This is a genomic window from Fannyhessea vaginae DSM 15829 (assembly GCF_000159235.2).
In the GTDB taxonomy this organism is placed as follows: Bacteria; Actinomycetota; Coriobacteriia; order Coriobacteriales; family Atopobiaceae; genus Fannyhessea; species Fannyhessea vaginae.
In genome coordinates this window covers 1-20,081 of sequence record NZ_ACGK02000003.1, presented here as the reverse complement: position 1 = coordinate 20,081, position 20,081 = coordinate 1, and the positions used below count along the sequence as shown (strand labels likewise).

Annotated in this window: 14 protein-coding genes and 2 tRNA genes; 10 read left to right on the top strand and 6 right to left on the bottom strand. The window is 44.2% G+C overall.

The features are described 5' to 3' along the window. Positions 1 to 1,339: Ig-like domain-containing protein (locus HMPREF0091_RS05245; RefSeq protein ID WP_006303268.1), on the top strand; the 1,339-nt coding region annotated here is incomplete at its 5' end. A gap of 402 nt (positions 1,340 to 1,741) precedes the next feature. On the opposite strand, the gene HMPREF0091_RS05240 is transcribed toward HMPREF0091_RS05245, so the two are convergent. The 4 genes from HMPREF0091_RS05240 to gltX all read right to left on the bottom strand — a co-directional run bounded on the left by HMPREF0091_RS05240 (position 1,742) and on the right by gltX (position 5,341). Beyond that, positions 1,742 to 1,818, bottom strand: a tRNA-Glu gene (locus tag HMPREF0091_RS05240). A gap of 20 nt (positions 1,819 to 1,838) precedes the next feature. Then, positions 1,839 to 1,912 (bottom strand) — tRNA-Gln (locus HMPREF0091_RS05235). Positions 1,913 to 2,129: 217 nt separating this feature from the next. Then, positions 2,130 to 3,722 carry an L-serine ammonia-lyase, iron-sulfur-dependent, subunit alpha gene (gene sdaAA, locus HMPREF0091_RS05230; protein ID WP_006303267.1) on the bottom strand — a complete coding sequence of 531 codons (1,593 nt, stop codon included), beginning with the start codon at positions 3,720 to 3,722 and terminating at the stop codon, positions 2,130 to 2,132. Between the two features lie 23 nt (positions 3,723 to 3,745). Further along, positions 3,746 to 5,341: a glutamate--tRNA ligase gene (gltX, locus tag HMPREF0091_RS05225; protein WP_006303266.1), complete on the bottom strand. Its 1,596-nt coding sequence runs from the start codon at positions 5,339 to 5,341 to the stop codon at positions 3,746 to 3,748. 452 nt (positions 5,342 to 5,793) lie between these two features. Here gltX and metK point away from each other — a divergent pair, with 452 nt between their 5' ends. After that, entirely contained in the window at positions 5,794 to 7,047 is a 1,254-nt protein-coding gene (metK, locus tag HMPREF0091_RS05220) for a methionine adenosyltransferase (protein ID WP_006303265.1), read from the top strand. Between the two features lie 113 nt (positions 7,048 to 7,160). Further along, the gene (locus HMPREF0091_RS05215; protein ID WP_010242281.1) at positions 7,161 to 7,607 is read left to right on the top strand and encodes a MarR family winged helix-turn-helix transcriptional regulator; all 447 of its coding nucleotides are present in this window, start codon (positions 7,161 to 7,163) and stop codon (positions 7,605 to 7,607) included. A gap of 87 nt (positions 7,608 to 7,694) precedes the next feature. Here HMPREF0091_RS05215 and HMPREF0091_RS05210 read toward each other — a convergent pair whose 3' ends face one another. Next, the gene (locus HMPREF0091_RS05210) at positions 7,695 to 8,147 is read right to left on the bottom strand and encodes a Dps family protein (RefSeq protein ID WP_006303261.1); all 453 of its coding nucleotides are present in this window, start codon (positions 8,145 to 8,147) and stop codon (positions 7,695 to 7,697) included. 390 nt (positions 8,148 to 8,537) lie between these two features. Between HMPREF0091_RS05210 and priA the strand changes: the two genes are divergently transcribed. From priA to HMPREF0091_RS05185, 5 genes are all read left to right on the top strand, one after another. After that, positions 8,538 to 10,862 carry a replication restart helicase PriA gene (gene priA, locus HMPREF0091_RS05205; protein WP_006303260.1) on the top strand — a complete coding sequence of 775 codons (2,325 nt, stop codon included), beginning with the start codon at positions 8,538 to 8,540 and terminating at the stop codon, positions 10,860 to 10,862. Between the two features lie 73 nt (positions 10,863 to 10,935). Next, a complete protein-coding gene (def, locus tag HMPREF0091_RS05200; protein WP_010242276.1) occupies positions 10,936 to 11,487 on the top strand; it encodes a peptide deformylase in 552 nt (183 codons plus the stop codon). Positions 11,488 to 11,533: 46 nt separating this feature from the next. Further along, positions 11,534 to 12,541 carry a methionyl-tRNA formyltransferase gene (fmt, locus tag HMPREF0091_RS05195; RefSeq protein ID WP_006303258.1) on the top strand — a complete coding sequence of 336 codons (1,008 nt, stop codon included), beginning with the start codon at positions 11,534 to 11,536 and terminating at the stop codon, positions 12,539 to 12,541. Then, positions 12,538 to 14,151, top strand: coding sequence for a transcription antitermination factor NusB (locus HMPREF0091_RS05190; RefSeq protein WP_006303257.1), 1,614 nt, complete (start codon positions 12,538 to 12,540; stop codon positions 14,149 to 14,151). The genes fmt and HMPREF0091_RS05190 overlap by 4 nt, the downstream gene beginning before the upstream one ends. A 19-nt stretch (positions 14,152 to 14,170) precedes the next feature. Beyond that, a complete protein-coding gene (locus HMPREF0091_RS05185) occupies positions 14,171 to 15,556 on the top strand; it encodes a thiamine diphosphokinase (protein WP_006303256.1) in 1,386 nt (461 codons plus the stop codon). Between the two features lie 204 nt (positions 15,557 to 15,760). On the opposite strand, the gene rpmB is transcribed toward HMPREF0091_RS05185, so the two are convergent. Continuing rightward, positions 15,761 to 15,961, bottom strand: coding sequence for a 50S ribosomal protein L28 (gene rpmB / locus HMPREF0091_RS05180; RefSeq protein WP_006303255.1), 201 nt, complete (start codon positions 15,959 to 15,961; stop codon positions 15,761 to 15,763). Positions 15,962 to 16,442: 481 nt separating this feature from the next. Between rpmB and HMPREF0091_RS05175 the strand changes: the two genes are divergently transcribed. Both HMPREF0091_RS05175 and HMPREF0091_RS05170 read left to right on the top strand, forming a co-directional pair. Beyond that, complete coding sequence (locus tag HMPREF0091_RS05175; protein ID WP_006303254.1) at positions 16,443 to 18,410, top strand: DNA methyltransferase; 1,968 nt, start codon at positions 16,443 to 16,445, stop codon at positions 18,408 to 18,410. Then, on the top strand, positions 18,410 to 20,081 hold a 1,672-nt coding region (locus tag HMPREF0091_RS05170), incomplete at its 3' end, for a DNA methyltransferase (protein WP_006303253.1). The genes HMPREF0091_RS05175 and HMPREF0091_RS05170, both read left to right, overlap by 1 nt.

The following is a 20,081-nucleotide window of genomic DNA, read 5'->3' as shown; positions in this document are numbered from 1 at the left end:
TACCAAAGCATATGAGTTCACCACGGTTGTGAAACAAAATGTAATTGATGCGACAGGTGACCAAGCACCTGAAGGCTATGTACGTGTAACCTTCAAAGCGGGAGAACATGCACAAGTTGCAGGTGGTTCTTCTAAGGCATTTGATGTCTTGAGTGGTACTAAGTTCAGTGAAGTTAAGACAAAGCTTCCTTCTGTCACCACTGATGAGGGCTACACCTTCAAAGGCTGGACACCAGAGCTTCCTCAAGGAGATACTCAAGTAAACGAAGCTGCAAGCTATACCGCAGTGGTGCTCGCTAACATCATCGACGTTACAAACAACCCTCAAACACCTACACCTCAAGGCTTCGTTCGCGTAACCTTCGAGGCAGGCGAGGGTGGTGTGCTCATCCACAACAACCAAACGTACGCCCAGGTTATATATGATGTAAAAATTGGCAATGCGATGCCTGTTGCTCCAAAGGTTAAACCAAACGAAGGCTTAAAGCACCGCGATACAAAAGATGGCTGGACTCCCACCTTATCAGACGTGGCAGGAGAGAAGAACGCAACATATACAGCTGTGTATTACGCCATGTCCGATCCTGCCATTGCAGAAGAAAATCCTGCTTTGCTGGTGTCCGCGGCGCCAACGGTGAATCCTGTTCACACGCAAACAAAGCAGATTACCGGCAAAGGCGTTGCAGGAGCAACCATTACGGTTACGTTCCCTGATGGTGCAACCACACAGACCGGCGTTGTGGACGCTCACGGTAACTTCTCCATTGAGGTTCCGTCAACTGTACAGCTCAAGCAAAATCAGATAATCACAGTTGTCCAGATAGAAAAGGATAAAATTCCTGAATCTGTTAACGTTGTAGTTACGCCGTCTAAGGCCGATCGCTTTAAGATTCCTGCTCAGCGTGTTGTCGTCGATGACAAAACTCATCTTACGCCGTCGGAGAAGGATAAGGTTAAGCATAATCTTAATGACGCTAATCCCGATGTAAAGCCTGCTAAACAGACTATTTCTGATAACGGAGATGCGTCACTTGAGTTTGATGACGGAAGCACGCTTGTTATCCCTGCCGATAAGCTTGTGGTTGAGCGTGTGGTGCCGCCAACGCCACCAACGCCGTCTACACCTTCGGCACCTGTACCTACGACGTCTGACGCTAACACTCACCAGCCGTTGCCTCAAGGTAAGCCTGCATTACCACAAACAGGCGTGAACGACGCTTCGCCGTTTGCCTCTCTGATGCTTGGATTGGGTGGTTTCTTAGGACTCTTTGGTATTCGTCGTCGCAAAAAGCGTGGTGACAATACGACTGAACAGGATAGCGACAACACTGCTCAGTAATAGGTGTTTAAGCTAGTTTGTTTAAGCTCATTGCTCAAGCGATAAGTAATGTAAACGCTTGATTTAACATAATCATCAATCTGTGCGGAGTACTCAAAAGGTACTCCGCATTTTTTAACAACGTCGTGACAGAGTCTTTTGTTGTAGAGGATGGAGCTGCGCATGTGTAGAGTATTGCGCCAGAATCTGTGCGTAACACATGAGTTTGGAGATGGAGTTGCGTATGTGTAGAGGATGGAGCTGCGTATGTAGTGAATAATATGCTACATGCGCACAAAACTTGGCAAAAAGAGGGGCTATGAAGGGCTATTGGACAAAATCGGCAAAAAGAGAAGGCGGCTATAGGAGGGTTATTGAAAAAAGGCTAGAAAAAAACCGCCCATAAGGCGGCTTAATAATCATTGGTAGCCCGTACCAGATTCGAACTGGTGATCTCCGCCTTGAGAGGGCGGCGTCCTAAACCGCTAGACGAACGGGCCATAGACATGAGTTAGACAAATGGCTGGGACGGAGAGAATCGAACTCCCACTGAAGGTACCAGAAACCTTTGTCCTACCGTTAGACGACGTCCCAAAAGATGTTGTACTAACTGCTACGCGCAAGGAATAAATATACGTTAAACACCCTCATTTTGCAATACAAATTTAAAAAAATTTTCCTCTTCACAAATTTTACGAGAGAAGCGCGAACAGCACGGGCGCGAGCAACGCAAGCGCGAACAGTACACTCGCCAAACAGCACGACCGCAAACAGCGCGCCGCACATCGCGCGCAACCTATCCCAACGCCGGTTAATCGCAGAGATTGCACGTTGTACAACAAGAGCTTGCTGCTTGTGCAGATGGCGCCGCCGCCAGACCTCCCAGAGCCGTTTCTCTAAGCGTTGCTGGCAAAGCTTCGCCCACCGATTTCATCGCTTGAGTAACTTCATCAAATGGCAAGGGATCAAGAACACCCGACAGAGCCAATTGAGCTGCGCTTATCGCATTTGCTACGCCAATAGCATTGCGGTCTTGACAGGGATATTCAACCAATCCGCGCACGGGATCGCATACCAATCCTAATAAATTAGCAATAGCAGTTGAGGCGGCACTTAAACACACACGAGGTTGTGCGCCTAAAAGCTCACAGATAGCAGATGCCGCCATTGCCGAGGCAGAGCCTACTTCGGCTTGGCACCCTCCTTCGGCTCCTGCAACTGAAGCATTATGTGCCAAAATAGCTCCGAGTGCACACGCATTCCACAGCGCGCGGCTTAATTGTGCGTCGTTGGCACCAATGGCTTTGCCAACGCCTAGAACTGCGCCTGGAACTACTCCTGCCGATCCAGCAGTGGGGGCGGCAACAATTACGCCCATGGTTGCCGAGCGTTCAAGCACTGCCATTGCATACGCCACGCATGTAGTAAGCGTATCACCCATAAGCGCAGGTGCATAGCGGCTCTTATGCTTCCATACCGTTTGCGCTTGACCGCCCAGTAATCCGCCAAGTGAGGGGCGTGGATTACGCAGCGGATCGGTTGTTTCCTCGCGCATAACTTCCAGCACGTGGAGCATTTTTTCATCAACATTTTGAAGGCGTTCACAAAGCGTAAGCTCGCGGTTTCTCATGACTTCGCCTATGGTCATGTTATGGCGTTCACAGAGTTCTAACAGTTGAGCGCCTGTTTCAAAACCAAGTTGCAGCTTTCCTTCGTGCGAGACAGCCACCGAACCAGGGATGTTTACGGTATTAACAAGATGTACGTGCTCTACGTTTCTTAAACGAGTAAGGAGATCGCCTTGAAGCGGATTATCGACTTCAAAAACGGTGTAGGCTTTACCGCCACGTTTTGCCCTAAACGTGCGCATGGTGGCAATATTGATCTCATAGGTAGAAAGAATTCCAGTAAGAGCCGCAAGTACACCTGCAACGTCTTGATGAGCCACAAACAACGTTGGATAATCACCAGTAATTTCAACACTAATGCCATCAATGGAACTTATGCGAATTCGTCCGCCGCCCAAAGATTCCCCGGTTACCGACATAGTTTGATTGTCCAGACCATACATTTTTATCGTTACGGTATTGGGGTGTTTACCAGCGCCTTCATCGGAAGGAATAAAGTCAAACCGTAGGCCTTCTTTTTTTGCTGCAGTAAAGGAGTCGCGCACACGAATGTCGTCGGGCGCAAACCCCAAAATGCCGCCTACCAGAGCTTTATCGCTTCCGTGACCTTTGTAGGTGTGAGCAAATGAATTGTACAGAATAAATTCAACGCGTGCTAAAGGAGCGGGCCCTAACGATCGAGCTACTAAAGCAATGCGTAAAGCACCGGCTGTATGCGAGGACGAAGGACCTACCATGATAGGACCGAGCACCTCAAATGCTGATGTTGTCATCATAATAATAAACTCACTTATCTACATTAGCTCTTATGTGCTTCTAGCAATTCCAGCGCGTTTTTCAAACGAAAGAGCGCAAGTTCACGACCAAGCAACTCCATAGATTCGCCCAAAGGAGGGGAAACCTGATTGCCACATTCAGCAACGCGTATGGCAGCAAAAAACTTACGCTTGGTGGCGCCAAGTTTTTCGGGAAGCTCAGCCATTGCAGCGTCTATGTTCTCACTTGTCCAGTCGTTTACCTCTTCAAGTGCCGCATAAGCAGCCTTAAGTGACGCGCCTGCGCTTTCGTTGTTATAAATATTTTTGGTAAGTGAAGGCTCATCTATACAGAGGTTTTTGCCTTGATATAGAAAACGAGCTTTCTCGACAACATCGTGTGCAAGCGTTGTACGAGGTTTAAGAATTGATGCGAGCAACAAATACCACGAAGGTCGCTTGTCAAAACATGCGCTCACATCGCTCTCATGTATGTCCATGGCCTCGCCTGCGCCTTCCGCCACGTCGCCCGTGCCGCTGTCCGTACACGCATTAGTTGCCTTAGGCATTTCAAGTCCTGCTTTTATCAGCTCGGGAATAAGAACGTGGTGTGCAAAATCGTTATCGCTTAGACGCTGGATATATTGAGCGTTAATCCAGTCAAGTTTTTTAGGATCAAAGGTTGCAGGATTTTTTGAAATATGTTCAAGCGAGAATTTTTGCATAAGCACATCTTTAGGCACAATGGTTGTTTCACCGTCAAGCGCCCATCCAAGCAATGCCAGGTAATTTACAAACGCCTCACTGTCATAGCCGCTATCGCGATACTCTTCTACCGAAGTTGCACCGTGGCGCTTTGAAAGCTTTTTACCGTCTACGCCCAAGATCATAGAAAGATGAGCAAAAACAGGAACTTGCGCGCCCAATGCTTCGTATACAATAACTTGACGCGGCGTATTTGATAAGTGGTCATCGCCGCGAATGATATGCGTAATCTTCATAGCTGCATCGTCGCAAACGGTTGCAAAATTATACGTAGGAGTTCCGTCTGAGCGAAAGATAATAAAATCGTCCAGCTCGCGCGCATTAAAGGTTACGTCGCCATGAATGAGATCATGAACAACAACATCGCCACGGTTAAGAGGCACTTTTACGCGAATGGTATAGGGCTCACCATGAGCAATGCGCTCTTTTGCAACATCAAGGCTAATTCCTCTACAAGCACGATTGTAACCCTGAAAACGTGCATGCTGCTCTTGGGCTGTTTTGCGCGCAGCATCTAAGGTTTCTTGACTACAAAAACAGTAATACGCCTTGCCTTCTTCTACCAGCTTTTGTGCAGCTTGGCGGTACATGTCCAAACGTTCCGTTTGTTTATACGGGCCAAAGGCTCCTCCTACATCGGGACCTTCATCCCAATCAAGACCAAGCCAGCGCATAGCACGTAGAATAATCTGCGTATTTTCTTCGGTTGAGCGCGTAGGATCTGTATCATCAATGCGCAAAATAAATGTTCCTTTGTGCGCACGCGCAAAAGCCCAGTTATATATAGCAGTACGCGCACCTCCCACATGGAGTTTACCGGTAGGAGATGGTGCAAAACGAACACGAACTTCTGTATTTGCAGTTTGTGAATTCATACCTGGATACCTCTCGATGTATGTTTATCAAGTAGTTATATGTATCATAGCGCGAAGGAGGTCTGTGCACGCATGAGCGCACGTAAATTCTCGCTAATTTTGCCGAAATAACACGGTTTATGCTTTAAGCTTATTTTAACGAATTATATCGTATAAAATGTGTCATTTTTGCCATCGCGCACTCCTTGATACATGTTACATGCATAAACGTGTACTATAAGGTATACAAAAACGGTAAACCTTATACGCTATTTTTGGTAAGCCTTATGTCATATGGTATTGCTAAGATTTAGTACAGGCATATCTACCCTTGTTATCTTGGGTGTTTCATTGGGTGTTATCTCATAAAGAATACGTGGTTTATCTGGCATGTTCGCGGCTTGGGTTGTGTGACAATATCAGGCTGCTCTACGTTTACCGTTTACGCTACAACAGAAAGATCAGGTGCTTATATGGTTGGAAGAAATTTCCTATTTACATCAGAGGCGGTTACCGAGGGTCATCCCGATAAAATGTGTGACCAAATCTCCGATGCGGTACTTGATGCTATTCTTGCAAAAGAAGCTAATCTCGAAAAAGTTGGATATATTTCACCAAGCGGCATTCCTGCGCGCCTTGCAGATGTTCGCTGCGCGTGTGAAACGTTTGTTACGACAGGCACCATTATTGTTGCAGGAGAAATTCGCACGCAGGCCTATGTTGATATCCCAGCTATTGCGCGCGAAACCGTCCGTAAAATAGGGTACGATCGTGCAAAATACGGTTTTGACTGTGATACCTGCGGCGTTATCAATCTTATTCATGAACAAAGCCCCGATATTGCTCAAGGTGTTGATGTCTCGTTTGAATCCCAACATGGTAACTCAGATGAATTTACTCAATTAGGCGCTGGAGATCAGGGTATGATGTTTGGTTATGCCTCAGATGAAACTCAAACATATATGCCTATGCCTGCCTTTATAGCTCAATCGCTGGCACGCCGCTTGGCTCAAGTTCGAAAAGAGCACATCCTTGATTATTTACGTCCCGATGGAAAAACGCAGGTAAGTATTCGCTATGAACATGACGTTCCCGTTTGTGTGAGTGCCATTGTGGTGTCAACGCAGCATGCGCCCGAAATTACTTCTATGGATATGATTAAAGCCGACATCATTAAGCATGTTATTGAGCCTGTAATTGAGCCGTTGAACATCAGCTATAAGAATGCTGATATTTACGTGAATCCAACAGGGCGTTTTGTAGTTGGAGGTCCCATGGGCGATACAGGTTTAACGGGAAGAAAAATCGTGGTTGACACCTATGGTGGCATGGGTCGCCATGGCGGCGGCGCATTTTCGGGTAAAGATTGCACCAAAGTTGATAGGTCTGCCGCTTATGCCGCACGTTGGGTCGCTAAAAATATTGTTGCTGCTCATGCTGCTAAGCGTTGCGAGGTCCAGCTTGCCTACGCTATTGGCGTATCGCATCCGCTTTCGATTATGGTTGATACCTTTGGAACTGGTCAGGTTCCCGACACCGTGTTAAGCGATATGGTGCCGCGCGTATTTGATTTAACGCCTGCTGCTATTATTAGCGCGCTTGATCTTCGTCGTCCGATTTTTGAAAAAACGGCACGATATGGGCATTTTGGGCGCAATGATCCCGATTTTACCTGGGAGCAAACAAATAAAGTGGACGAGATAAAGGCACATTTGCAGCACGTTTAGAGCATATTTAGCGCGCGTGTGGCACGTTTGATGCATGCTTGACGCACGTTTAGAGCATGACGTGCATGTGTTTGGTGCACGTAGTAAGGTATGTGTTTGAATGGGAGTTTGTAATGGCAGATCAAGATGAGCGCGAATCACTTCTTGATGCGTGGATTTCACTCACTACAATTATCAATAATGACCGATTAGTTTCGGTTCTTCCTTATAACGAGGCTGTTGTATGTCGTATTCTGCTGCAGCACGTTGATGAAGATATCACTGCTACCGAGCTTTGCAAGATTATGAATATGCAAAAATCTCAGATGAATCATACGCTTGCAGCTATGGAGCACAAAAAACTTATCATTCGCAAACGTTGCACCAGCGATAAGCGCTGTATTTTTATTAGGCTTAATGAAGCAGAGATGGATGTGTATAATCGCCAACACGCGCAAGTTATGCATATTGTTGAAAATCTTATAGCTACGTTGGGAGAAGAGCAAACTAAACAGGTTATTAAACTCTTACGTGTGCTTGCAGATACTGCCGACAAAGAGCTTGGCAATCATAAAGATTAGCCGCACGTAAGAAAAACGGAGTATCTAAAAGACACTCCGTTTTCATGTAATGTATGTTTATAGTTTGTGCTCGTTAGAGCGTCCGTTTTAAGCAACGCAAGAAGAAATCATCCACAGTTGCTTTTGGTAATCGGCAATATACTCATTAAACTGATCTTGAGTTGCACCGTCGCCAGCTTGCTCTGCCAACTCTACAATCTCTTGTGCTTGACCAATCCACCAAGTAATGCTTTCAATAAGTTCACGAATAACATCGTCGTCTTTAATAGGAGCATTTTCGCGCTCTTTAATGGTAGCAAGCTTTAAAGCGCCTTCCATATTAGCGTTGGGGTTTCCACCCAAAGCAATAATGCGCTCGGCAACACCATCAACAATTTCTTCTGACTGAAGATACATGTCCTCAAGTTTTTTATGAAGAACAAAGAAGCTCTTGCCTTTAATATACCAATGCATGCTAAGCGTTTTAAAGTAATTAACTTGTTGGTTTGCAAGGTAAACATTCATTTTCTCAAGCAATGCGCTCTTAGGATCTTGTGCCATAATAAATTTCCTTTCTGAGGTATTTTGATGTTATAGCTAACATCTGTTTACTTATTGTGTACCCGATTTATGTGATTCGTTTCTTAAAAAGTTGTGCAAGGGGGCGTGCACATGAAACATCCATGCTTTAAGCTTATACTCAGCTTTTGTAAGGTATTGGCACGCCAATCTATACGCAATACGTACATGCTTACAAGGTAGAGCTATCCATACACATTATGAGCAGCTTCAAGTAATTTGGATGTATGTGCTTAACTTTTAAGAAGATTATAAATTTGTACTATGCAAACATATGTACGTATTTTATACTAGTAGAGGGTTTTGTATTGAACGTACATCGCGGCTGTGTACGTGCTCTTTGCGCAGTTGCAACAATAAGAAGGGAGGATTATGCCAGATACAACTCAAGAAATAACTATTGCATCGGTTGTACTCGATATTCCTTCCCGTGCGCTTACCAAATCGTTTGATTACATAATCACTCCCGAGCTTAGTAAAACGTGTACCGTTGGAACAACGATTTTGGTTGATTTTGCACATCGAGCAGCTATTGGCTATGTAATTGACGTTAAAGTGCAAACGATACAAGAAACCTCAAGAGAGCTAAAACCTGTTTTGCGTGTGCTGGCGCCGCCTGCTTTTGATCGCCTTCATGCACAGCTGGCTACATGGATTTCGCGTGAGTATGCATGTCCTTTGTCTGAAGCGTTTCGTCCTTTTTTGCCACCGGGACAACTGGTAAAAATTAAGCGTGATTCAAAAGACGACCCGTGGCAGCTTGTGTGCGAGAAACGAGGTTGTGTTGATGAACGTTGGATCAAGCTGACGAAAGCGGGTAAAGATTATAAACCAGCTGCTCGTGCATGTGCACAGCGTAGGCTATTAACAGCGCTTTCGGCAGGTCCTGTTCGTGTGGCAGAGTTAAAAGTTTTGCTTCCAGGAACACTTTCGGTTGCCCGTGCGCTCGAAAAAAAGCATGTGGTAGAAATCTATAAACAACGCATAGAACGCCAGCTTGCACCATCTGTGCTTTCAAGTGCAAAAGCTTTAAAGCCGTCTCAGCTGACCCGCGGTCAAATTAATGCGCTATCTGCTATTAGGCGTGCTTGTGAGGCTCAAGCAGGAGATGTAATTCTTGTAGACGGCATTACAGGATCAGGCAAAACCGAAGTCTATTTAGAAGCAATCGAAGATGTGATAGCACAAGGGAAAACTGCGCTGGTGCTTGTGCCCGAAATTGCCCTTACAGCACAAACAGTTGGCAGGTTTCGTAGCCGCTTTGGTAATCGCGTTGCAGTGCTTCATTCAAAGCTTTCGGTAGGCGAGCGCTATGATCAGTGGGATATGGTTCGTACAGGTCGCGCTCGTGTTTTAGTTGGTGCTCGTTCTGCTCTTTTTGCACCGCTTGCTGACATTGGTCTTATTGTGATCGACGAGGAACACGATAGTAGTTACAAGCAAGAACTTGCTCCACGCTATCATGCACGCGCCGTTGCCGAAAAACTGGCGCAGCTGTCGCATAGCGCATTGGTGCTTGGATCTGCAACTCCTTCGCTTGATAGTTTAATGCACTGTTCAAAGCGCACCCACCAAGCTCGTACGTGGACGCATGTTGTTATGGACGAGCGTCCTGCTGGCGCACACTTACCCCGTATTCAGATTGTGGATATGACCAAAGAGTTTGCGCTTGGCAACAAATCCATGTTTTCTCGTGCACTCACAGAAGAGTTGTGGCATGTGGTTGATGCTGGTAAAAAAGCTATGATTCTTATTAACAGACGCGGATTTGCTAATTTTTTGATGTGCCGCGAGTGCGGTGCGGTGCCTGAGTGTCCGCATTGTTCAATTACGCTTACCTATCACGAAAAAACGCATGAGCTCAAATGTCACGAATGTGATCGTCACTGGTCAGTTTTTGTATATCCAAATCCGCTTACCGCTTGTCCTCATTGTGGAAGTAAGTACATGGCAGGATTTGGAGCAGGTACGCAGCGTGTAGAAGACGAGCTTATTCGTATGTTTGGCGATAAAACCGTGGTTGTTCGCATGGATGCGGACACAACGCGTGCTAAAGGCACACATGAAAAGCTTTTAGAAACCTTTGATAGTGCTTCTTGTGCCATATTAGTTGGTACACAAATGATTGCCAAAGGTCTTGATTTTCCCGATGTGGTGCTTGTTGGTGTACTCAATGCAGATACTACCCTTAAAATGCCCGATTTTAGAGCGGCAGAAAAAAGTTACTTCTTATTAGAGCAAGTTGCTGGAAGGTCGGGGAGAGGTGCGTGTGGCGGTAAGGTTGTTATTCAAACATATTGGGCTAGGCATCCGGTAATGGAAGCCGTGCAAACTCATGATCGCACGCGTTTTGTAACACAAGAATTGCAGGAGCGTCAATCGGCATATTATCCTCCGTTTTCTCGCATTGCTAATGTGCTTATGTGGAGTTTGAATGCAAAAGATGTTGTTGATTTTTCGGCGCGTTTAGCAACTGAGTTACAAACAACGCTTGCACATCAAGAAGGTATGTGGCGTATGCTTGGTCCGTCTAATTGCATGAAATACAAGGTTAACGACAGGTATCGCCGTCATATTGTAGTTAAAGCGCCACTTGGTGCGCCACTTGGCACAACCATTTCATCGTGTATAAGCCGTGTAAAAACGCCCCCTGGACTTCGCATCTCTATTGATGTGGACGCTTACGATATTATGTAACGGTAGAATAATATGTCATGAATAATATGGCATGTACAAGGTTACTTTTTAAACGTATAGGATGAGGAGTGTTATGAAAAAAAGTGTTGCGTATAAAGAAATGGTTTGCGCGCCGTCTGTTATTTTGCAAACAGTGTGTGAGCCCGTTAAAGAAATAACGCAGGAAATTAAAGATCTAGCTCATCATATGTTTGAAGTGATGTATGCAACTGATGGATGTGGACTTGCCGCGCCTCAAATTGGAAAAAACATACGCTTGGTGGTTATTGATTGCGAATGGGGCGAAGGTTCTCGCAAAAAACCATATGTGCTTGTTAATCCAAAAATTGTTGTTGCCGATGAAGCAGATCGGAGCATGTCTGAGGGCTGTCTTTCGTATCCAGGTATTTTGGTGCCCGTAAAGCGACCATCGCACGTTATTTGTGAAGCATTAAATTTGGACGGCGATCTTATTCGCTATGAAGCTCGTGGTAATTTGTTGGCTGCATGTCTACAACATGAGTGTGACCACCTGCAAGGCGTTACGATTCCCGATCATTTGCCGCTTCACAAAAAAATGGAAAAACTCGAAGAATACAAGCATGCTTTAGAGGCAGGCGCGCGTCCTGGTGAAGTTGAAATTTAAGGTTTGAGTTTTAAGATTAAGTTGAAATGTAAGGTTTGAGAGCTTTATGAATATAGTTTATATGGGTACACCCGATTTTTCGGTTAAACCGCTTCAAGAATTGCATAAGCATCACAAGATTTCGCTTGTTATTACACGCCCCGACGCGGTACGTGGTCGAGGAAAAAAGCTCATACCGTCACCAGTTAAACAGTGTGCGAACGCGCTTTCGCTTCCCGTGCGTGAGGCAACTCGTTTTGATGAGGGGCTCATTTCGGCAGTTAAAGCATGTGAGCCTGATGTTATTGTTGTTGCTGCCTATGGTTGCATTATTCCCGATAGTGTTTTAGCTTTGCCTCGATATACAACACTTAATATTCACGCGTCACTTCTTCCGCGTTGGCGTGGAGCTGCTCCTATTCAACGGGCTATTCTTTCGCGCGATGAAGTTACAGGTGTGTCCATTATGAATGTAGTTCACGAACTTGATGCAGGAGATTTTTGCAGGCAAGCATCGCTTAAGATTGGCGCTCAATCCCTAGACGAGCTTACCGATAAGCTTAGTGTTTTGGGTGCGCGTGAGCTTTTGTGTGCTCTTAGTGATATAGAGGAGCATAAGCTTGTATGGCATAAGCAATCTGAAACCGACATAACATATGCTCAAAAAATTGATAAACATGAGTTATTGCTAGACCCCAGTTTATCTGCAGAAAGTAATGTGGTTCGTATACAAGCGTCTGGCGACGCTGCGCCTGCACGTTTTATGATGGGTCAAAAGGGTGTTCGTGCGCTTGTTGGGTGCTTTGTGGGTGATGAAGTTGCATCCGCAAATGCGGCGTCTGAAAGCGCCTTGTCTAAGAGCAACGCTTCCGAAAATGCTGTGTCTGAACATGCTGTGCACGCAGAACTCATACCAGCAGGTGCGGTTCTTATTCGCAATCATCGCGTATTTTTGGGTTGTGCTTCGGGCACCTTAGAACTTTTGCGTGTAAAACCCGATGGAAAATCTGCTATGTCGGCACACGACTGGTCTTTGGGCTTGCATAACGTTTCTACATGGAGCCATGTTTCATGACAAGCGTTAAGGTTGCTTCTTCGCGCACGGTGGCATTTAAGGCTTTGTGTGCACTGCGGAAAAACACCACATATGCTCAGGACTTTCTAAAGCATTTTGATGCGTTTTGCGCGCTTTTACAAGACGAAAAAAGTTTTGTCCAGCATGTTGTATGTGGTGTTATAAGCTCGCAGAGTATGGTGGATAAGATACTTGCGCAATATGTAAAGCGTTTTGCCCATCAGCCGTATAAAGTGCTTATATGTTTGCGTATGGCTACCTATGAGTTGGTGTATAGGCAAACGGCAGCTTATGCAGTTGTAAGCCAATATGTAGAGCTTGTACGCTTGGTGGATAAGCGTGGAGCTTCTTTTGTAAATGCCGTTTTGCACAGAATAGCTGCGTATGACCAGGCAAACTTTGCCCGCGCGCGTCAACATCTTGTGAGGATTATACAAGATTGCCACTCATACGATGATATTTTGCGCATAATAAACGCTGCGCCAATCTCGGTTGAATCTCAACATCATCTGTTGCAATCCTTTGGTTTTATGTGTGAATCTGATTTTCTTTGCGAGGCGTGTTTAGTTTCGGGATTGCCTACATGGATTGTAAAACGCGTATACCACGATCGTGGGCTGTTTATATGTGCACATATGGCGCTGGCTGCGCAAGCACATGTTCCGTTTTATGTATGCAAAAATCCTTATAATCCGCCTCAGATACCTGATACACTTGTCCCAGTTCAGAGCGCATGGGGTAGTTATACATTACAAGGTATATCGCCTGCTTTGCTCTATAACGATATTGAGGGTCAACGTTTAACGATTTCCGATTTTGCCGCGCAATGTATTGCCGCTTGTGTTGTACATACACGCCCCAAGAAGCTTCTTGAAATAGGATGTGGAAAGGGTACTAAGTCGCTTCTTATTTCTTATATGAATAAAAGGCTTTCCTGTCCTGCTATTTCTGAACGTGTTCTATGCGACAAGTCGTCTCAAAAGCTCGCTTGTGCGCGGAAACGTCTCAGCCGCGCTAACATTACTGATCCTATACGTTTTGTAGCGCATGACGCAACAACACTTGATACCTATTTTGATGCGCACGAACGCTTTGATACGGTGTTTATTGATGCTCCGTGTAGTGGTTCGGGAACCATGAGAAGGCATGTAGAAGCACCAACAACTATGAGTGAAGCGGCGCTTGATGTAGCTCGTCCTCACAGTCTTGTACATACTCAAAGTGAGCTTTTGCGTGCGGCTAGTTGTTTAGTTAACGTGGGCGGCTTTTTGATATATGCAACGTGCTCGATATTTTCGTGCGAAAATGAAGACGTTGTATCCGCTTTTTTGGCTTCAGACGCTGGAAAAGGCTTTGCATGTACGAACTTTCCGCGCGCGTGGACTCAAGAGCTTCATGCGTCTATGCGCGAAGCTGTTACGCAAGCGTATGATTCTTTTAGTGCGAGCGTTGTAGATACTAATCACAAAGTATCTGCCGCCGCGTGCACGCCTTCGCAGGTAGAATCTGCAACCGCGTGTATGTATTCGCGTTGCGGCATGTATTTATTTGCACCTCTGGCACATTCATGCGACTCTCATTTTGTTGCGTGTCTTACAAGAATTTCTTAATCGTAAAAGGAGAAGTGGTATGGCAATTCAAGCTGCAATTTTTGACTGTGATGGTACCTTGCTTGATACGATGGATATGTGGCGCAACACAACAGCTCAGCTTCTAAATTCGTACGGTCTTGAACTTACCAAGTCGCTTTTCGATGCAATTGAGCCGCTCACGATTGTGCAAACGTGTGACTATATTCACACGCACTGCCATGTAGACGCGTCTGGCGATGCGGTTATGCAGCGTTTTAACGAAATAATTCGCAATGGGTATGAACGTTCGTCGGTACCCTTACCTGGTGTTTGTGAGTTTTTGCAAAGCCTTCGTGCGCACGGAGTTCGTATGGTAGTAGCTTCTTCTACGCCAAAGGAGCATTTAGAGTTTGCGCTTAAGCGTGCAGGCATTTTTGATTTCTTTGAGCGTACGTTTTCAACGGGTGGCTCTATTAGAAGCAAAGAGTATCCCGATATTTGGGAAGCTGCGCATACGTATCTTGGAACGGACGCTTCATCCACGTGGGTATTTGAGGATACGCCGTTTGGTGTTCGCGAAGCTAAAGCAGCAAAGCTTAATACCGTTTGTATTTTTGATGCCCATATGCAGCGCGACATTGAGACCTGCAAAAAGTTTAGTGATGTGTTTATTCATTCGTATGCAGAGCTATCGTATGAGCTGCTTGATGACTTTGAGCCTTTGCCAGATTCATGTGACGTACATCAACAGGGGGATTTAAGCGATGCAAGCGCTGATGATGTGTTGAGCGTGTTGATTGTTGCAGGTTCTCCTGCTCCTTCTTCTCTTAAGCTGGTGCAAAAACTTGCGCGCGTTAACGATTATCTCATCGCAGCAGACGGGGGAGCAAATGTTCTGTATGAAGCAGGCATTGTTCCACAGGTATTTTGTGGTGATGCAGATTCGGTTAATGGGGATGCGTATAAGTGGGTAACGTCTTGTGTCGAAAAAAAGATCACGTTTCCGCGCGAAAAGTATGCAACCGATTTACAACTTGCGCTCGATTGTGCGGTGCACGAGGCGCGCAGGCGTCGCAAGCTTCTCCACGTTACGCTTACCTGCGCTTCTGGTGGACGAGCCGATCATGCACTGGGCGTTGTTGGCGTATTAGCACGTGCAGCTTCGTATTGTCCAACAATTGTTGAAGACAGCTATACACTGCAGATTATATCGTTGCGTGGACGTTCGCATATACATTTTGCGCAGACGGATATCAAAAAAACGGTGTCGGTAATTGCGCTTACTCCGTGGACGTGCATTTCAGAAACAGGATTTAAGTGGAATTTATCTCATTACGATTTGGCGCAATTTAGCGACGAGGGTATTTCTAATGTGGTAGAAGATTCTGGTGCAACAATTGTGTGTCATTCGGGGAAAGCTGCCGTTTTTATCATGCATGGTTAGTAGGGTAATGCTTGTAAAAATGAGCGTGTAAAAAAGAACGTACAAAAACGCGTGTGCAGTCTTACAAGCACCTAACAAGGCAGACAAAAAAAGAGTCCACAATTTCACAACTCTATAACTCTACAAAAAAAGGAGCGCAAAGCTCCTTTTGTGTTTATGTAGTGCGCACAAGGCGCAGCGCGTTTAACTTCCTGCAGGTAGTTGTTATGCTTGCTCGGCAGAGCGAGCAACTTTACCGCTCTTAAGGCAACGAGTGCAAACGTTTTTCTTAGGAGTTTTACCGTCTTCAAAAACGGTAACGCGTTGAATATTGGGTTTAAATTTACGGTTAACAGTGCGGTGTGAGTGGCTAATTGAGCGACCAGCAACTGCGTGCTTACCGCAAATATCGCAGACTTTAGACATAATTGACCTCCATTGCAGGAGCGCATATCGCGCCTTTAATTCACAAGTGCTTATCTACTTTAGCACATAGTGTATTTTCTGCAAGTCAGACGCGGTTGATATGGTGGTTTAATGACGAAAAAATCTTGAGGTGTGGATAAGCATGCGCGCAGATTGGAAGTTGCGCGACACGAACCTTTCACGCATTATCAGTTTCTTTATGTCTTTTTAGTTAGCTGTTTATTTTTATATTACTTATCTAGCGTTTTTATACAGATGGATTCTGTTTTCATAAGATGCCAATATTCCAAACGCTGAAAGATCTTATAATTATTAAGGAGATACAGCTTAACACGGAAGCTAACTTTAGTGGCACCAAATTGCCATGCTAAATAAGGTTAATACGGGGTGCATCGAGGTGTTTATAAAAACAACCATGCGCACTTAATTGTAACGTTGTGTTTTTGTTTGACACAGGTATTGAAAGCAAAGAGGTGAAGTAATGAAGAACATTTTTGACACGGTAGCAGAGCTTTTGCTTACAAACGATAAATACAAAGCCGAAGATGGTAAGCTCCTTAAAGCTGTCGTGTACAGTGATGTTATGGCAATGAGTGAGGATTTACTCGCCCTTCTCCTCTCAAACGAAGACATAAAAGAAACCTTCTTCAAAGCCGTTCAAGGTACGCTTGTTTTTGATAAGCAAAAATTCGCCTGGTTTATGGAATCAAAGGAATTTCTGCCCGACTCTTACACGGCTTACACAAACAAAATTGGGCTTACCCATAACGGCAGTTTCATCTCGCAAACAAACGATGTTGTGCTCGAATTCCCTTACAAGGATTGTGTGCTGGAAGGCGGCCAAGATAAAGACGATCAAAAACGAAGCGAGATTTTCTACAATGAAACGATAGCAAGTGATGAAATCTCGCGCATGCTTGCACCTAAAGTCTTTACGAATGCTAAACGTTATACCGCCGTTGGTGAAAAAGATCTTCTTGGAAATTTAGATCCTAATACGATTAACGTTGAAGAAGAAACAGGCATAACGTTTAAAAGCGATGATAATTTAATCATCAAAGGGAACAACCTTATTGCCTTAGCAAGCCTGCTTAAACGCTACGAAGGTAAAGTAAAGTGCATATATATCGATCCACCTTATTACTTCAACAAAACTATAGGTGAAGATAGTTTTAAATATAATTCTAATTTTAAGATGTCTACTTGGCTGACATTTATGAAAAATAGACTGGAACTTGCCAATAAGCTACTTTCATCGCATGGAAGCATCTGGATTCATATGGGTGAAGATGGTATGCATTATCTTAAAGTTTTGGCAGATGATGTATTTGGCAAAGAACATTTTGTAGGAACTATTCCTAGAAAAACTAGAGATGGAAAATCAGATGTGCCTTTTAATTTATCGCAAGATTTTGATTGGATATTAGTTTATACGAAAGCCAACGAATCAGATGCGGTTGTTGGTAGACAAGTTGAACGCAAATATTATGAAACAGATGATTTCCCCGGTAAACCTTGGCGAACAGCAGATTTAACAAGCCAGAGAACAGTTCAAGAACGTCCAAATTCTGATTTTACGATGATAAATCCAAAAACCGGTAAGGAATATCCTGTTAATCCTAAGCGTTCATGGGCAGTCACGAAAGATACGTTTGATGAGTGGTATGCTTCTGGCGGAATTGGTTTCCCAGACGACTATGAGTTTATGTCCGGTAATCGTCCATTCCGAAGAGTTTTTAAAGAAGATGATGATTGTAATGAAAAGCCAACATCCGTAAACAGTGATTTTTTGATTAAAGAATTTATAGCTACCCTGCTAACTAAGTCAAAAAATAAAGATGGAAATAATGAAATTACAAATCTTTTCTCTAGAGATGAATTTGATTACGCGAAACCTGAAGAGTTAATAAGATCTATTTTAGAAATAAGCAGTAACCCCACCGACCTCGTCCTTGACTTCCATCTCGGTTCCGGCACGACTGCTGCCGTTGCGCATAAAATGGGACGCCGATACATTGGTGTTGAACAAATGGATTACATTCAAGATATAACTGTTGAACGTTTGAAGAAAGTTCTTGAAGGCGAACAAGGCGGTATTTCTAAAGCTCAAAACTGGCATGGTGGCGGCTCATTCGTTTATTGCGAACTTAAAGAAGGCGCAAACACGCTTATTACCACGATTCAAAATGCTACTGAAGATACTATTGAAAGTGTAAAAGCTTCCATTTACACAGATGAGCGTATTGTGCCTTATCTTACTAAGCAGGAACTCGCTGATGCTGATAAAGACTTTGAGAACCTAACATTAGAAGAAAAGAAGCAAGTGCTATCCAAGCTTGTAGATAAAAACAAGCTATACGTTAATGCTTCTGATATGGATGATGAAACATATCAAATAAGTGATACTGATAAAGCATTTACAACATCTTTCTATAAAGAGGTGAGGTAATGAAGAACATTTTTGACACGGTAGCAGAGCTTTTGCTTACAAACGATAAATACAAAACCGAAGATGGAAAGCTCCTTAAAGCTGTCGTGTACAGCGATGTTATGTCAATGAGTGAAGATTTACTCGCCCTTCTCCTCTCAAACGAAGACATAAAAGAAACCTTCTTCAAAGCCGTTCAAGGTACGCTTGTTTTTGATAAGCAAAAATTCGCCTGGTTTATGGAATCAAAGGAATTTCTGCCCGACTCTTACACGGCTTACACAAACAAAATTGGGCTTACCCATAACGGCAGTTTCATCTCGCAAACAAACGATGTTGTGCTCGAATTCCCTTACAAGGATTGTGTGCTGGAAGGCGGCCAAGATAAAGACGATCAAAAACGAAGCGAGATTTTCTACAATGAAACGATAGCAAGTGATGAAATCTCGCGCATGCTTGCACCTAAAGTCTTTACGAATGCTAAACGTTATACCGCCGTTGGTGAAAAAGATCTTCTTGGAAATTTAGATCCTAATACGATTAACGTTGAAGAAGAAACAGGAATAACTTTTAACGATAACGATAATTTAATTATAAAAGGCAACAATCTTATTGCCCTAGCAAGCTTACTGAAACGCTACGAAGGCAAAGTAAAGTGCATATATATTGATCCACCTTATAACACTCAGAATGATAGTTTTAACTACAACGACTCATTCAACCATTCCACATGGCTCACATTTATGAAAAATAGACTGGAATTGGCAAGAAAATTACTCCGTGAAGATGGGACGATTTGGATATCTTGCGACGATCATGAAAGCCATTATCTTAAGGTTTTAACAGATGACGTATTTAATCGTGATAACTTCATAGATGAAATCGTTTGGCAACGTGCATATGCTCCTATCAACTTAAAAAAGACGCTTTCGCGTTCGCACGATATTATTTTGGTGTATGCCAAAAATCTGGATCCTAGCTTTACGCTTAATAAGCTTCCCAGAAGTGCCGAAGCGAACGCGCGCTATAAAAATCCCGATAACGATCCGCGAGGTCCATGGACATCTTCAGATATATCAGTAGGGCCTGCCGTAGAAAGCAATATTTATGAAATAACTACGCCAAGTGGTCGTAAAGTGATGCCTCCTGAAGGCTATAGTTGGCGATTAAGCAAAGCACGCTTTGCAGAATTTGTTGCAGATAATCGCATCTGGTTTGGTGAAGATGGCAATAACACACCTCGTATAAAACGTTTTCTATCAGAAGTAAAAGACGGCGTAGTTGCCATGACACTATGGACACGAGACGAAGTGGGCGATTCGCAAGAAGGCAAACGCGAAATTAAAGCGCTTCACTTTGACAGTATTTTTGATACACCTAAACAGGAGCGTCTTATTGAGAGAATACTAACGCTAGCCACAAACGAAGGCGATTTGGTATTTGATTCTTTCGTAGGTTCCGGCACGACTGCTGCCGTTGCGCATAAAATGGGACGCCGATACATTGGTGTTGAACAAATGGATTACATTCAAGATATAACTGTTGAACGTTTGAAGAAAGTTCTTGAAGGCGAACAAGGCGGTATTTCTAAAGCTCAAAACTGGCATGGTGGCGGCTCATTCGTTTATTGCGAACTTAAAGAAGGCGCAAACACGCTTATTACCACGATTCAAAATGCTACTGAAGATACTA

Excerpts from the sequence above, each read along its gene's own strand:
- HMPREF0091_RS05210 (WP_006303261.1), bottom strand. The coding sequence starts at position 8,147 with ATGGCACAAGATCCTAAGAGCGCATTGCTTGAGAAAATGAATGTTTAC.
- gltX (WP_006303266.1), bottom strand. The coding sequence starts at position 5,341 with ATGAATTCACAAACTGCAAATACAGAAGTTCGTGTTCGTTTTGCACCA.
- HMPREF0091_RS05190 (WP_006303257.1), top strand. The coding sequence starts at position 12,538 with ATGACAAGCGTTAAGGTTGCTTCTTCGCGCACGGTGGCATTTAAGGCT.
- HMPREF0091_RS05185 (WP_006303256.1), top strand. The coding sequence starts at position 14,171 with ATGGCAATTCAAGCTGCAATTTTTGACTGTGATGGTACCTTGCTTGAT.
- fmt (WP_006303258.1), top strand. The coding sequence starts at position 11,534 with ATGAATATAGTTTATATGGGTACACCCGATTTTTCGGTTAAACCGCTT.
- HMPREF0091_RS05215 (WP_010242281.1), top strand. The coding sequence starts at position 7,161 with ATGGCAGATCAAGATGAGCGCGAATCACTTCTTGATGCGTGGATTTCA.
- HMPREF0091_RS05175 (WP_006303254.1), top strand. The coding sequence starts at position 16,443 with ATGAAGAACATTTTTGACACGGTAGCAGAGCTTTTGCTTACAAACGAT.
- def (WP_010242276.1), top strand. The coding sequence starts at position 10,936 with ATGAAAAAAAGTGTTGCGTATAAAGAAATGGTTTGCGCGCCGTCTGTT.
- sdaAA (WP_006303267.1), bottom strand. The coding sequence starts at position 3,722 with ATGATGACAACATCAGCATTTGAGGTGCTCGGTCCTATCATGGTAGGT.
- priA (WP_006303260.1), top strand. The coding sequence starts at position 8,538 with ATGCCAGATACAACTCAAGAAATAACTATTGCATCGGTTGTACTCGAT.
- rpmB (WP_006303255.1), bottom strand. The coding sequence starts at position 15,961 with ATGTCTAAAGTCTGCGATATTTGCGGTAAGCACGCAGTTGCTGGTCGC.
- metK (WP_006303265.1), top strand. The coding sequence starts at position 5,794 with ATGGTTGGAAGAAATTTCCTATTTACATCAGAGGCGGTTACCGAGGGT.